General features: G+C 62.7%; 7 protein-coding genes, 2 tRNA genes and 3 rRNA genes. 9 read left to right on the top strand and 3 right to left on the bottom strand.

Translation table 11 applies throughout. The features are described 5' to 3' along the window. Positions 1-145: 145 nt before the first annotated feature. Entirely contained in the window at positions 146-745 is a 600-nt protein-coding gene (locus CYFUS_RS31060; RefSeq protein WP_095988510.1) for a hypothetical protein, read from the top strand. Between the two features lie 6 nt (positions 746-751). Here the strand turns inward: CYFUS_RS31060 and CYFUS_RS31055 are convergent, their stop codons facing one another. Then, a complete protein-coding gene (locus tag CYFUS_RS31055) occupies positions 752-1,126 on the bottom strand; it encodes a YccF domain-containing protein (protein ID WP_095988509.1) in 375 nt (124 codons plus the stop codon). 877 nt (positions 1,127-2,003) lie between these two features. Here CYFUS_RS31055 and CYFUS_RS31050 point away from each other — a divergent pair. The 8 genes from CYFUS_RS31050 to CYFUS_RS31015 all read left to right on the top strand — a co-directional run bounded on the left by CYFUS_RS31050 (position 2,004) and on the right by CYFUS_RS31015 (position 13,197). After that, a 16S ribosomal RNA gene (locus tag CYFUS_RS31050) occupies positions 2,004-3,539 on the top strand. Positions 3,540-3,716: 177 nt separating this feature from the next. Beyond that, positions 3,717-3,793: transfer RNA gene (locus CYFUS_RS31045), tRNA-Ile, on the top strand. A gap of 65 nt (positions 3,794-3,858) precedes the next feature. After that, positions 3,859-3,931, top strand: a tRNA-Ala gene (locus CYFUS_RS31040). Positions 3,932-4,180: 249 nt separating this feature from the next. Continuing rightward, positions 4,181-7,147: ribosomal RNA gene (locus CYFUS_RS31035) — 23S ribosomal RNA — on the top strand. A gap of 168 nt (positions 7,148-7,315) precedes the next feature. Further along, positions 7,316-7,432: ribosomal RNA gene (gene rrf / locus CYFUS_RS31030) — 5S ribosomal RNA — on the top strand. Together the 16S, 23S and 5S rRNA genes with 2 tRNA genes alongside form the textbook arrangement of a ribosomal RNA operon. 320 nt (positions 7,433-7,752) lie before the next feature. Continuing rightward, positions 7,753-10,515 (top strand): serine/threonine protein kinase, encoded by a 2,763-nt coding sequence (locus CYFUS_RS31025; protein ID WP_095988508.1) that lies wholly within the window; start codon positions 7,753-7,755, stop codon positions 10,513-10,515. A gap of 97 nt (positions 10,516-10,612) precedes the next feature. Next, the gene (locus tag CYFUS_RS31020) at positions 10,613-11,986 is read left to right on the top strand and encodes a KamA family radical SAM protein (RefSeq protein WP_095988507.1); all 1,374 of its coding nucleotides are present in this window, start codon (positions 10,613-10,615) and stop codon (positions 11,984-11,986) included. Further along, the gene (locus CYFUS_RS31015; protein ID WP_198316194.1) at positions 11,986-13,197 is read left to right on the top strand and encodes a KamA family radical SAM protein; all 1,212 of its coding nucleotides are present in this window, start codon (positions 11,986-11,988) and stop codon (positions 13,195-13,197) included. The genes CYFUS_RS31020 and CYFUS_RS31015 overlap by 1 nt, the downstream gene beginning before the upstream one ends. Before the next feature lie 10 nt (positions 13,198-13,207). On the opposite strand, the gene CYFUS_RS31010 is transcribed toward CYFUS_RS31015, so the two are convergent. Together CYFUS_RS31010 and CYFUS_RS31005 are read right to left on the bottom strand one after the other, a co-directional pair. Then, complete coding sequence (locus CYFUS_RS31010) at positions 13,208-13,768, bottom strand: hypothetical protein (RefSeq protein ID WP_198316192.1); 561 nt, start codon at positions 13,766-13,768, stop codon at positions 13,208-13,210. A gap of 23 nt (positions 13,769-13,791) precedes the next feature. Next, positions 13,792-14,274, bottom strand: coding sequence for a PEGA domain-containing protein (locus CYFUS_RS31005; RefSeq protein WP_095988506.1), 483 nt, complete (start codon positions 14,272-14,274; stop codon positions 13,792-13,794). Between the last annotated feature and the right edge of the window lie 2 nt (positions 14,275-14,276).

Here is a 14,276-nt window from a genome sequence, read left to right as displayed (position 1 = left end):
ACTGATTCACCGAGCGCTCGATTCCATGTCAGGGCAGTGGGGGAGGGTGAAGCGCCTTGAGCCGGTGGTCGCTGTGCCCTAATGATGACGGCTGTCGCGGCTTCGAAGGACCTTCTCCCAGAGACGTTCGACCCACGAGCGCACCATGCATCGCACCGTGCTGAGCATCTTCATTTCACTGTGGGTCCTGTCGCCGGGGACGGCGCGAGCGGAGGACGACGTCCTGACGCGGTTCCGGGATTGGTTCTCGGGCATTGGCAAGCCGAAGCCGCCGGTGGAAGAGGACCTGGGGGCGCGCAATACCTTCACCATCAATCCCCTGGCGCTCTCGCACTCACAACTTGGGATCGAGTACGAGCGGGCCTTCGGCCGCGGCTTCTCGTTGTACGTGGCGCCGGAGTTCGCTTACGGCCGCACACCGGAAACCTGGAGTCTGGGTTTGTCGGGGACTCTGGGTATCCGGCTCTTCGTGCTGGGCACTGCGCCGAGTGGCATCTACTTCGGCCCCGAACTGAGCGCGAACTACCAACTTCGCTCACAGGATCGGGTGCGACGCAGGGGGATTGGGGTGGGGCTGGGCGGGAGCGTGGGCTGGACGCTGGTGTTGTTCAATCGGTTCACGCTCGCCGCGGGCTTCTCGGCCCAGTACCGCTCCATTCCCGATCTGGAGTCCCCGACGGGGGAGGGTGCTCTCCGGGTGGAGATCGTGCCCACGCCTCGTCTGGCATTCGGCGTGGCGTTCTGAGGCCGGTCACGCGTTGCGCACGAGCTTGCCGAAGGGGGCGAGGGCGAGCAGGGCGAGCTTGACGTGCTGGATGGCGAAGGGGATTCCGATGAGGGTCACGGCGAGCCCCAGGGCAAGCCCGATGTGGCTCAAGAAGATCCACACGCCAGCGACGACGATCCAGAAGACGTTGAGCACGCAGCCCAGGGAACTGGCGCCTGGCACGTCGACGATGTCCTTGCCGAACGGGAACAAGCCGAGCCCGGCGAGCTTGAAGCACTGCACTCCAAAGGGGATGCCGACGATGGTGAGGCAGAGCAGGAGCCCACCGAGCAGGTACTCGAGCGCGATGATGAATCCACCACCGAGTACGACCCACAGGAGATTGAGGAGCAGTCGCATGGAGTAGGAGCTTAGCGCGTGGGTGCACACCGATCGATGGGGCACATATATATGAGAGTGCGCCTTACGAGCGCTCGCCTCTACGCCTGTGGCGAGGATGAGGCTGGAACATTCGAGATGTTGTGTTCTCCAACCTCCATCCCGATGCGAAGGTGGAGTTGACTCTCGGAACGAAGGTGGTAGAAGCCTTGACCCCTCGGCACGGCGACGTTGCGCAAGCGACATCGCGGTGACGAGGGGATGAAGACCGGGGAGGAAGGCAGTTGACTCCCTCGGGGCGAGGCGATAGAAGCCGCGCCCCTCGGACGGGAAGGCGAAACCGCACTGGCGGTGGGGACCTCCGGCCGACGCAGCAAACAGAGCGAAATAAGAAGTCGACGCAGCGGTGTTGACTCGAAACGCGGTGGTGGTAGAAGCCGCCTCCCCCGAAGCCGAAGAAGTCGCGCAAGCGACAAAAGACGGCGGACGGGAAAAACGAGTCGACGAAGCGAGTTGACACGACGGGCGGAACGGCAGTAGGTTCCGCGCCCCACGAAAGAGAAAAGCAGCTCTCCTTCGCGGTGAACCGAAAAAGCGAAGCGGCAACGGCCGCTTGACAGCCGAAACGGTTCAGAATAAAAGAGCAGCCCCCGCGGTTGAAAGCGGTGGAATCGAGAAGTACGTTAGCACAGCAGGACAGCCGGTACAAGCGGCTCGGTCTTTGAAAACCAGATAGCAAACCCAAAGAAGACAGATTGCGGAAACCGCAGTCAATTCTTGAGACGGGTTCCGCGGCGAGTCGGCGTGAGTCGATTGGCAGGAACCCCGATGAACACAGCGAAGTCAGGTGTCCCCTTAGCCGGGCCCTGGCCAAGCCGGTTCAACCCTTCAAAAAATTCAATTGGAGAGTTTGATCCTGGCTCAGAACGAACGCTGGCGGCGTGCCTAACACATGCAAGTCGAGCGCGAATGGAGCAATCCTAGTAGAGCGGCGCACGGGTGCGTAACACGTGGATAATCTGCCTGGGTGTCTGGGATAACCAGTCGAAAGATTGGCTAATACCGGATAAGCCCCCGGGAGCTTCGGCTCTTGAGGGAAAAGGTGGCCTCTGTATACAAGCTATCACATCCAGATGAGTCCGCGGCCCATCAGCTAGTTGGCGGGGTAATGGCCCACCAAGGCGACGACGGGTAGCTGGTCTGAGAGGACGATCAGCCACACTGGAACTGAGACACGGTCCAGACTCCTACGGGAGGCAGCAGTGGGGAATTTTGCGCAATGGGCGAAAGCCTGACGCAGCAACGCCGCGTGTGTGATGAAGGTCTTTGGATTGTAAAGCACTTTCGACCGGGACGAAAACCCCTGGGCTAATACTCCAGGGCTTGACGGTACCGGGAGAAGAAGCACCGGCTAACTCTGTGCCAGCAGCCGCGGTAATACAGAGGGTGCAAGCGTTGTTCGGAATTATTGGGCGTAAAGCGCGTGTAGGCGGCTTTGCAAGTCGGATGTGAAAGCCCTCGGCTCAACCGAGGAAGTGCGTTCGAAACTGCAGAGCTTGAGTACCGGAGAGGGTGGCGGAATTCCCCAAGTAGAGGTGAAATTCGTAGATATGGGGAGGAACACCGGTGGCGAAGGCGGCCACCTGGACGGTCACTGACGCTGAGACGCGAAAGCGTGGGTAGCAAACAGGATTAGATACCCTGGTAGTCCACGCCGTAAACGATGAGAACTAGGTGTCGTGGGTGTTGACCCCCGCGGTGCCGTAGCTAACGCATTAAGTTCTCCGCCTGGGAAGTACGGTCGCAAGACTAAAACTCAAAGGAATTGACGGGGGCCCGCACAAGCGGTGGAGCATGTGGTTTAATTCGACGCAACGCGCAGAACCTTACCTGGTCTTGACATCCTCGGAAGGCCTCAGAGATGAGGCGGTGCCCGCAAGGGAACCGAGAGACAGGTGCTGCATGGCTGTCGTCAGCTCGTGTCGTGAGATGTTGGGTTAAGTCCCGCAACGAGCGCAACCCTCGCCTTTAGTTGCCGCGCAAGCGGATCTCTAGAGGGACTGCCGGTGTTAAACCGGAGGAAGGTGGGGATGACGTCAAGTCCTCATGGCCTTTATGACCAGGGCTACACACGTGCTACAATGGCCGGTACAAAGCGTTGCCAACTCGCGAGAGGGAGCTAATCGCATAAAACCGGTCTCAGTTCAGATTGGAGTCTGCAACTCGACTCCATGAAGGCGGAATCGCTAGTAATCGCGGATCAGCACGCCGCGGTGAATACGTTCCCGGGCCTTGTACACACCGCCCGTCACACCATGGGAGTCGATTGCTCCAGAAGTCATCTCACCAAGAGGTGCCCAAGGAGTGGTCGGTAACTGGGGTGAAGTCGTAACAAGGTAGCCGTAGGGGAACCTGCGGCTGGATCACCTCCTTTCTAAGGAGACCGGGTGCACGGTCAGCGCTTCGGCGCGACAGGGTGCACCAGCGACGCAAGTCGCGTAAGGTCAACCAGGTCAACGTTTCTGCAACTGTCGAGGGTTTGCTGTCTGGTTTTGAGAGGCCGAGCGAAGAGGCTCGGTTCTTTGAAAGAGACGGTAGCTGGAAATCCACTGGGCCTATAGCTCAGCTGGCTAGAGCGCGCGCCTGATAAGCGCGAGGTCGGTGGTTCAAGTCCACCTAGGCCCACCAATTTCCCACCGGGGAGATTGGGGACGCGACGACAGCCGGCAGGTGGAGGGACAGTGACACATTCAGGGGCTGTAGCTCAGTTGGGAGAGCGCCAGCTTTGCAAGCTGGATGTCGTCGGTTCGATCCCGTCCAGCTCCACAGTTTACTGACGAAGTTGGAGTCAGGACGTTCTTTGACAAGTTCATACGAAGGGTAGAAATCAATTTCTGCTGAGAAGTTCTCAGCGTCGATTGAGGTGACAGCTCGGCTGCGATAGCGGCCTGGCGGTGAACCTCACGACGCAATCAAGTGAATTCTTTCGGGTCCGCGGCGAAGAGCCGGGGCCTGGACCTTGGTCTCGAGTTTCAAGGCCACTCGCCGGGAGGCGGGCTGGTGAGGGATTAAGGTAAGTAAGCTACTAAGGGCGTGCGGTGGATGCCTAGGTGCCAAGAGGCGAAGAAGGACGTGGGTGGCTGCGAAAAGCTCCGGGGAGTTGCCAACCGAACGTTGAGCCGGAGATGTCCGAATGGGGAAACCCAGCGCGGTGAAAGCCGCGTTACCTCAGCCTGAATCCATAGGGCTGAAGGAGCGAACCAGGGGAAGTGAAACATCTCAGTACCCTGAGGAGAAGAAAACAACGAGTGATTCCCAGAGTAGCGGCGAGCGAAATGGGAGGAGCCTAAACCGGTGTCATGAAAATGGCATCGGGGTTGCGGGTCCGCGGTAGGACTCTGGTTTGTTAGCGGAATCACCTGGAAAGGTGGACCAAAGGGCGTGACAGTCGCGTACGCGAAAACGAACTGGAGCCGAGCGGGGTACCCAAGTAGGGCGGGACACGTGCAATCCTGCCTGAATCTGCCGGGACCATCCGGTAAGGCTAAATACTCCTTGGCGACCGATAGTGAACTAGTACCGCGAGGGAAAGGTGAAAAGAACCCCAGTGAGGGGAGTCCAAAGAACCTGAAACCGCATGTCTACAAGCAGTCCGAGCACTACGGGGCAACCCAGTGCGAGGGCGTACCTTTTGCATCATGATTCGGCGACTTAATGTACGTAGCGAGGCTAAGCCGATAGGTGGAGCCGGAGCGAAAGCGAGTCCGAAACGGGCGAATGAGTTGCGTGCATTATAACCCGAAGCGGGGTGATCTACACATGGCCAGGTTGAAGTGAGGGTAACACCTCATGGAGGACCGAACTCATGAAAGTTGAAAATTTCTGGGATGAGCTGTGTGTAGGGGTGAAAGGCCAATCAAACTCCGTGATAGCTGGTTCTCCCCGAAAGATATTTAGGTATCGTCTCGAGTAATTCAATGCTGGAGGTAGAGCACTGGAACGGCTAGGGGTCTCACCAGATTACCAAACCGTACCAAACTCCGAATGCCAGCAATTGTTAGCTCGGGAAGCAGTCAGTGGGTGATAACGTCCATTGGCAAGAGGGGAATAACCCAGACCGACAGCTAAGGCCCCCAAGTCTAGTCTAAGTGAACACTAGAAAGGATGTGGCAAGTCATTGACAACCAGGAGGTTGGCTTAGAAGCAGCCATCCTTTAAAGAAAGCGTAATAGCTCACTGGTCGAGACAGGCCGCGCCGAAAATGTAACGGGGCTCAAGACTAGCGCCGAAGCTTCGGATTGCATGCGTCAGGCGCATGCAGTGGTAGGGGAGCGTTGCAACAGCAGTGAAGCCAGACCGCAAGGGCTGGTGGAGCGGTTGCGAGTGCTGATGCCGAAATGAGTAGCGATAAAGGGGGTGGGAAACCCCCTCGCCGTAAACCCAAGGTTTCCTGGGTCAAGTTAATCTTCCCAGGGTTAGCCGGGACCTAAGCCGAGGCCGAAAGGCGTAGGTGATGGCAAGCAGGTTAATATTCCTGCGCCATCTTGTAGACGTTGAACCGAGGAAGGACGGAGAAAGCTAGGCGAGCTGACCGGTGGTTGTGTCAGTCCAAAGGCGTAGGGGTGTCGCGTACGACTAAAGGCGCGGCAGCCATCCCCGAGACCCCATGGCACCCCTCACGGGGTAAGTCGCTGATGCTCGGCTTCCAAGAAAAGTTCCGCGGGGAGTCTACAGGGTGTCCGTACCGCAAACCGACACAGGTGGGTGAGGAGAAAATCCTAAGGCGCTTGAGAGAACTCTCCTCCAAGGAACTAGGCAAATTTCCACCGTAACTTCGGAAGAAGGTGGGCCTCTGCCAGGTGTAGGCGTACAGCCGAAGCCGAGAGAGGTTGCAGAGAAATGGCGGTAGCGACTGTTTACCAAAAACACAGGACTCTGCGAAGGCAAGAAGCCGACGTATAGGGTCTGACTCCTGCCCGGTGCTGGAAGGTTAAGGGGATTCGTCAGCCGCAAGGTGAAGCGATGATCCGAAGCCCCAGTAAACGGCGGCCGTAACTATAACGGTCCTAAGGTAGCGAAATTCCTTGTCGGGTAAGTTCCGACCTGCACGAATGGAGTAACGACTTCCGCGCTGTCTCGGAGAGGGACTCAGCGAAATTGAAATAGCTGTGCCGATGCAGTTTACCCGCAGCAAGACGGAAAGACCCCGTGAACCTTTACTACAACTTGACAGTGACACTAGGGTTCGACTGTGTAGGATAGGTGGGAGCCTTTGAAGCCGGGCCGCTAGGTTCGGTGGAGGCAACGGTGAAATACCACCCTGTCGGATTCTGGTGTCTAACCATGCTCCCTCACCGGGAGTTGGAACACTGTCTGGTGGGTAGTTTGACTGGGGCGGTCGCCTCCCAAAACGTAACGGAGGCGCGCGATGGTTCCCTCAGCCCGATTGGAAACCGGGCGGCGAGTGCAATGGCATAAGGGAGCTTGACTGCGAGACGGACACGTCGAGCAGGTGCGAAAGCAGGTCATAGTGATCCGGTGGTCCTGAATGGAAGGGCCATCGCTCAACGGATAAAAGGTACTCCGGGGATAACAGGCTTATCTCCCCCAAGAGTTCACATCGACGGGGAGGTTTGGCACCTCGATGTCGGCTCATCGCATCCTGGGGCTGGAGCAGGTCCCAAGGGTTTGGCTGTTCGCCAATTAAAGCGGTACGCGAGCTGGGTTCAAAACGTCGTGAGACAGTTTGGTCCCTATCTGCTGTGGGCGTAGGATACTTGAGAGGCTCTGACCTTAGTACGAGAGGACCGGGTTGGAGACACCGCTGGTGTACCAGTTGTCTCGCCAGAGGCATCGCTGGGTAGCCATGTGTCGATTGGATAACCGCTGAAAGCATCTAAGCGGGAAACCGACCTCAAGAACAGGTATCCCGGGCGCAAGCCCCCGAAGACCCGTCGAAGACGACGACGTTGATAGGCCGGGTGTGTAAGCGCGGTAACGCGTTGAGCTAACCGGTACTAATAGGTCGAGAGGCTTACTTTACCTCAATCTCTCAACAGCCCCACCGGGAGCGGTGGGTGGTACGAGAGTCGAGGCCAGGGTCGAGGCCCCGAGCGAGCGCGACAGCGCGACGCCGGGCCCGGAAGAAGGCACGAGCACTTCGCAGTGGAAGTTGGTTTCACATACCCTTCGTATGAACTGTCCTGTTTTTCCGGTGGCAATGTCGGAGGGGTCCCACCCGTTCCCATCCCGAACACGGAAGTTAAGCCCTCCAGAGCCGATGGTACTCCGCGGGAAACCGCGCGGGAGAGTAGGTCGCTGCCGGATTTTTTTCTGAAGGCCCCGAGTCCGCACCCCAAGGTGTCGACTCGGGGCCTTCGCCTTTGCGGGCTTCGGCTGGCTTGGCTTCTTCAGCTTCATCTTTTGGGTCCCATTCTCCAGGCTTCTTGCTGGACGGCCTGGCGGGCCCATTCGCCGTCCGAGGCGAGCCGTTTGAGCCAAGTGGCTGGAACTCTTAGAGAATCGTCGTCGGGTGAAGTTTGACTACCCCTTCGCGCTCCGTCTAAAGTCCCCGTCTCGTCCGTTTTTCACCCACCGTTTCCCCCTTCAACGGAGCAGTGGCCTCGCAGGGCGGGCGAAACCACGCAATGAAGAAGCCGACCCTATTTGGGAAGTACCTCCTCCTCGAGCGCATCAACGTTGGCGGCATGGCGGAGGTTTTCACGGCCAAGGCCTTCGGCGTCGAAGGGTTCGAGCGCATCCTCGCCATCAAGAAGATCCTCCCGACGATGGCGGAGGACGATGAGTTCATCACGATGTTCATCGACGAGGCGCGGATCAGCGTGCAGCTGAACCACGCCAACATCGTGCACATCCACGAGCTGGGCAAGCACGAGGACACCTACTTCATCGCCATGGAGTACGTGCCTGGGCGCGACCTGCGCACCATTCTCGAGCGCTACCGTCGGCGCAAGGAGATCATGCCCACGGCCCAGGCCGTCTTCCTGGCCTCGAAAATCTGCGAGGGCCTCGATTACGCGCACCGCAAGAAGGACGCCCGCGGCCAGGACCTGAACATCATCCACCGCGACATCTCTCCGCAGAACATCCTCATCTCGTACGAGGGAGAGGTGAAGCTCATCGACTTCGGTATCGCCAAGGCGGCGAACCGGTCGCAGAAGACGCAAGCCGGCATCCTCAAGGGGAAGTTCGGGTACATGAGCCCGGAGCAGGTCCGTGGCCTCCCCATCGACCGGCGCAGTGACATCTTCGCGGTGGGCGTCATCCTCTACGAGATGCTGACGGGAGAGCGGTTGTTCGTCGGTGAGTCCGACTTCTCCACCCTGGAGAAGGTGCGCAATGCCGAGGTGCCCGCTCCGCGGCAGTTCAACCCGAACATCCCCGCCGGACTCGAGAAGGTGTTGATGAAGGCCCTCTCCGGAGAGGCCGATACCCGGTACCAGTGGGGCTCGGACCTGCAGGAGGACCTGATGCGCTTCCTCCTCGCGGGCGATGCCATCTACTCGTCCAAGCACCTCTCGGCCTACATGAAGGAGGTCTTCGCCGAGGACATCCTGCGCGAAGCCGAGAAGATGGAGCGCTATGCCTCCATCGAGCGCCCAGAGCAGATCGAGGCCACCGGCGTCACTGGTGACATGTTGCGCGCTGCCCGCAAGCCGCAGGCGGGCCCCTCCCTGCCGGCGTCCACTCGTCCCTCGCCCTCCTCGGCTTCATCCTCCGCGCGCGCAGAGTATGAGTCTCCTTCCGAGGAGGATGAGGAGCCACAAGACGAAGAGGTGGGGGCGGGAGACAAAACGCAGATCGTCGATTCCTCCTCCTTTGTTTTTCGAGGACAGGAGGAAAGAGAGAGCAAGCGGCCCTCCACCGTCCCCTCCGGACCCTCGGACAGCGTGCTGGTGGACGACAGCCTGACGGGTGAAACGGCGTACATCGCCGATTCGGAATCCACGCACGCTCCCTCGGCCCGCAACAGCGGCAAACCCCAGGTGGTCATCGGGGAAGGAGAGGGCTATGCCGGAGCGACGGTCATCGGCCCCGCGCCCACCTCCCGGCCGGAGCCGGAGGAGATGGATGCCCCCAACGCCACCCGGGTGGGGTCTCCGGGCGCTCGCAGTTCCAGTACCATGTTGAGTCCGGCGCTCACGGGCGAGCGGCCGCGGCTGGACGACGAGGATCCCGACACCTACGACGACTCGTCCGAGGATGAACGCACGGACGCCGGGAGGGATCCCCGGGAAGAGGAGATGACGGGACCCATCCACGTCCCGGAAATGGAGCAGGAGGAGCCGCCCGAGAAGGTCGCGCCGCTCCCCAAGAAGGCGCCCAAGCCTGCCGCCCAGGTCAGCCGGAAGCCGCCATCCAAGGTGATCATCGCCAGTGCCGCAGCCGCCGCGCTGGTGCTGCTCGTCGTCCTCGGGGCCGTGTTGTTCTCCGGACCCAGCACGGGCAGCTTGATGATCTCCGTTCAACCCGCGGGCGCCGAGGTCCAGATCGACGGGCAGGCCTACCCCCAGAACAAGGTCATCGAACTGCCAGAAGGCGTCCATTCGCTGACCGCGTCCTCCCCCGGACACCTGTCGGCGGTTCAGGAGATTCGCGTCACCCCGGGGCAGCAGCCGCAGCTCATCTCGCTCGTGCTGAAGGCGGAGCCCTCGGCGCCTGGCACTCCTCCCGCCGATGACCAGGCGGTGGCGGCCACGGGCACCGGGACCCCTTCCTCCAATCCTCCAATCGAACAGCAGCAGGCTCCCGCAGCCGCTCCGGGCGAGACCGTAGCGGGCACGGGGACCGGTACCGGCACGCCCCCTCCTGCCACGGAGGAGCCCCCCAAGCCGGCCCTGTTCTCGGCGGTGTTCGTGGGGGAACCGGGCGGCGCCGAGGTCGAGGTGGGTGGCAAGCGCGTGGGAAAGACGCCCGATGCCACGCTCGCCAATCTCACCGTGGGCAAGACCTACACCTTCGTGGCGACCCGTGCAGGCTATCAGTCCTACTCGGGTGAGTTCCGCTCCAATGGCGAGGAGCAGGTCAAGGTCTCCTTCGTCCTCAAGAAGGAGGAGCCTCCACCCACGACCGCCGAGCGTCCCTCGACGCCCAAGCCCGCTGTCGACCGCCCCGTGGCCAAGCCCACCGCGGCGAAGGTCGCCACCGCCAAGCCCCAGGCCGTCGCCAAGGGCAAGCTCGCCTGTAGCTCGCGTCCGCTCGGTGCCCAGATCTGGGTGGATGGCAAGTACTCGGGTCGGGATACCCCCGCCGCGCTCGGCAACCCCCTCGTGCTTCCCGTGGGCAGCCATACCATCGTCTTCAAGCTCGGCTCCCAACAGAGCAAGCCCCAGAAGGTGACCATCACCGAAGGGGACATGGCCAAGCTCGTCAACGTGCAGCTCGAGTAGCTTCGCATGGCAGGCGCTCCCTCCAGTGTTCTCCCCTGGAGGGAGGTCCTCCGCTCCCCCTGTTTCCCAGCCTTGGTTCCGCTAAGGTAAGACCATCATGACGACGACGCCCATTCGCGGAAAGGCCGCCTCGGCCGGCCCCGCTCAGCAGCCTTTCTCCTATCCGCTTCGCCGTGAGTTCGTGGAGCCCGATTGGAGGCGCCTGCCCGGGTACAAGGACGTGACCCAGGCCGAGTGGGAAAGCTCCGTCTGGCAGCGCAAGCACACCGTCAAGAACCTCAAGGAACTCCAGGCCGTCCTCGGCTCCCTCCTGCCGCAGGAACTCCTGGCCAGCCTGGAGCGCGATCAGCGTGAGCGCGCGACGATGTCCATCCTCGTGCCGCCCCAGATGATCAACACGATGGATGAGACGGACCTGTGGAACGATCCGGTCCGCCGCTACATGCTGCCCGCCTTCGACGACCGGCACCCCGAGTGGCCCAACCACCCCAAGGCCAGCCGCGACAGCCTCCACGAGGCGGAGATGTGGGCCGTCGAGGGCCTCACCCATCGCTACCCCACCAAGGTGCTGGCGGAGATGCTCCCCACCTGCCCCCAGTACTGCGGCCACTGCACCCGCATGGACCTGGTGGGCAATGACGTGCCCCAGGTCCAGAAGCACCGCTTCCACCTCGGTCAGAAGGAACGCTACGAGCAGATGCTCGACTACCTGCGCCGCACTCCCACCGTGCGCGACGTGGTCGTCAGCGGCGGCGACATCGCCAACCTGCCCATCCAGGCGCTCGAGCCCTTCGTCAGCGCCCTGCTCGACATCCCCAACATCCGGGACATCCGCCTGGCCAGCAAGGGGCTCATGGCCATCCCCCAACACTTCCTCCAGGACTCCGTCCTCCAGGGCCTGGAGCGCCTCGCCAAGAAGGCCAACGAGCGCGGCGTGGACCTCGCGCTCCACACCCACGTCAACAACGCGCGCCAGCTCACCCCCCTCGTCGGCAAGGCCGTGCGCAAGCTGCTCGACATGGGCTTCCGCGACGTGCGCAACCAGGGCGTCCTCCTGCGCGGCGTCAACGGTACCCCCAAGGAGCTGCTCGAGCTGTGCTTCACCCTGCTCGATCACGCGAAGATCCTGCCGTACTACTTCTACATGTGCGACATGATCCCCAACTCGGAGCACTGGCGGCTGAGCGTGGCCGAGGCCCAGCAGCTCCAGCACGACATCATGGGCTACATGCCCGGCTTCGCCACCCCGCGCATCGTGTGTGACGTGCCCTTCGTGGGCAAGCGCTGGGTCCATCAGGTCGCCGAGTACGATCGCGAGCGCGGCATCTCGTACTGGACCAAGAACTACCGCACCGGCATCGAAGGGGATGACGCCGCGGCGCTCACCCGCAAGTACGAGTACTTCGATCCCATCTACACGCTGCCCGAGTCCGGACGGCAGTGGTGGCGTGAGCAGGCCCAGGCGGCGTGATGTCCTCCCCCCTCCCGCCCTCCAAGGGCGCTCCCGCGCGTCCCGCCTCCCAGGCTGGCCGCGCGGTCTTGTTTCCCGAGGCCACCGACGCGCAGTGGGCCGACTGGCGCTGGCACCAGCGCAACGCCGTGCGCAACCTCGCGCAGCTCGAGAAGGTCATCCCCCTCACGCCCGATGAGCGCGCGGGCGTGCAGGAAACCTCCTCGCTCTTCCGCGTGGGCATCAGCCCGTACTACCTGTCCCTCATCGACCGGGACCATCCCCTCTGTCCCATCCGCATGCAGTCCATCCCCGTGCGCGCCGAGGCCCGCGTGCGCCCCGGGGAGCTCGAGGATCCCCTCGGCGAGGACAAGACCCGGCCCGAGGAGGCCATCGTCCACAAGTACCCGGACCGCGTCCTCTTCCTCGCGCTCGACACCTGCTCCGTCTACTGCCGCCACTGCACCCGCCGCCGCATCACCAAGGGCGGCGAGGCCGAGCTCTCCAAGGAGCAGATGCGGCGCGGCATCGAGTACATCCGCCGCCACCCCGAGGTGCGCGACGTGCTCATCTCGGGAGGAGATCCCTTCCTCCTCACCGAGGAGCGGCTCGAGGAGCTGCTCGCGCCCCTGTACGACATCCCCCACGTGGAGATGGTGCGCATCGGCACGCGCGTGCCCGTGTGTCTGCCCATGCGCGTCACCGACTCGCTCGCCCGGCTGCTGCGCCGCTACGCCCCCGTCTACGTCGTCACCCACTTCAATCACCCGAAGGAAGTGACTCCCGAGGCGCGCGAGGCCTGCGAGCGGCTCGTGGACCATGGTGTCCCCGTGGAGAACCAGGCCGTGCTCATGCGGCGGCTCAACTCGGACGCGCGCATCATCCAGGAGCTGTCCCACGCGCTGCTGCGCATCCGCGTGCGCCCCTACTACCTCCACCAGATGGATGTGGCCCAGGGCTGCGAGCACCTGCGCACCCCCCTGGCCAAGGGCGTGGAGATCCTCCAGCAGTTGCGCGGCCATACCTCCGGACTCGCCGTGCCCCACCTCGCCGTGGACCTGCCCGGCGGGGGCGGCAAGGTGACGCTCCAGCCGGACTACGTGGTGGAGCGCGGCGCGCACGAGACCGTGTTCCGCAACTACAAGGGCGAGCGCTACGTCTACCCCGAGCCGGAAGAGCTCGACTGCTCCTGCCCCTACGACGCCGTGTGGCGCGAGCGGCGCTGGGGGTAGGGCAGGGCGCTCACGGCTCCCCGGCGGGCACCGGTTCGCCCTCGGGCGCTCCGGCCTCGTCCGGCGCGGGCGTGCCCTCTCCCTCGACCGGCATCTGCTCCTCCGCGGGCAGCCCATGCTCCACGACGGGCAGGGTGCCCTCCGTGCCCGCTGCTCCCTCCTGCTCCACCTGCTGGTCGGTACCCCAGCCCCGCTCGATCGCAATCTCCCCGGGCGACGACGCCTCCGCGCCCTGCTTGCGCGCTTCCAGCGCCTTCTCCGCGGCATCCACCTCGGCGTTCTGCTTCGGCCCCATCCGGGCCGTCTGCCGCGCGTAGTCCTTGCTCGACACGCCGTGCTTGTCCAGCACCCCCTGCATGGCCTGCTGCTGCTCCTGGATCATCTGCCGGCGCTCGGCGGTGCTCATCTCGGAGGACTTCTTGCCTCCATGCGCCGCGTTCACCTTCTCCAGCGCTTCCTTCTCATCACGCCGGATGCTCGCGAGCTTCTCGGGCGGGAGCTCCTCCGCGAGCGCGAGCGCGGGCACGCTCAGCCAGGTGGAAAGCAGCAGGACACTCAGACGGCGGGACATGGACACTCCTGATCGAACGGGGCTCACCGCTTGCCAGCGGTCCCCCGGATGCTCTGTTTCAGCCGGGCCTTCACCTTGACCATCTCATCCCGGGGGCAGGGCGTACGGTGGGTCGTGCTCTCGAAGCCACGCCGGGAGAACGTGATGACGACCGGTTCGCCCGGCGCGCATTCGAGTCCCACCATGACCGGGGTCTCACCCTGATCCCTGCCATTGACCTTGACGGTGGCTTCCGAGGGCTGGGACTCGAGCGAGAGAATGGCCCCCTCGAAGGCGGAGCGCGTCTCCCGGATGGGCTTGCCGGCGGACTCCACCTCCACGTCCTCCTCGGCCTGCGTCTCCTCGTCCTCGGTGGTGATGGGCGTCAGGGTGATGTCGCGTGGCCCGGTGCGCACCTCTCCTCGCACGAGGGGCAGGATCAGCACTCCGGCGGCGGCCATCGCACACAGGGCGGAGCCGAGCTTCAGCACCGCGGCGACCTTCTGGCTGGCGTGCTCCTGGCTCACCG

The organism is Cystobacter fuscus, assembly GCF_002305875.1.
GTDB classification, from domain to species: Bacteria; Myxococcota; Myxococcia; order Myxococcales; family Myxococcaceae; genus Cystobacter; species Cystobacter fuscus_A.
Note: the sequence above shows the minus strand (reverse complement) of the source record. Positions and strands in the feature narration are given on the sequence as shown.

What these genes read in the sequence shown, in the direction of transcription:
- CYFUS_RS31025 (WP_095988508.1), top strand. Translation starts at nt 7,753, where the DNA reads ATGAAGAAGCCGACCCTATTTGGGAAGTACCTCCTCCTCGAGCGCATC.
- CYFUS_RS31055 (WP_095988509.1), bottom strand. Translation starts at nt 1,126, where the DNA reads ATGCGACTGCTCCTCAATCTCCTGTGGGTCGTACTCGGTGGTGGATTC.
- CYFUS_RS31015 (WP_198316194.1), top strand. Translation starts at nt 11,986, where the DNA reads ATGTCCTCCCCCCTCCCGCCCTCCAAGGGCGCTCCCGCGCGTCCCGCC.
- CYFUS_RS31010 (WP_198316192.1), bottom strand. Translation starts at nt 13,768, where the DNA reads ATGTCCCGCCGTCTGAGTGTCCTGCTGCTTTCCACCTGGCTGAGCGTG.
- CYFUS_RS31020 (WP_095988507.1), top strand. Translation starts at nt 10,613, where the DNA reads ATGACGACGACGCCCATTCGCGGAAAGGCCGCCTCGGCCGGCCCCGCT.
- CYFUS_RS31060 (WP_095988510.1), top strand. Translation starts at nt 146, where the DNA reads ATGCATCGCACCGTGCTGAGCATCTTCATTTCACTGTGGGTCCTGTCG.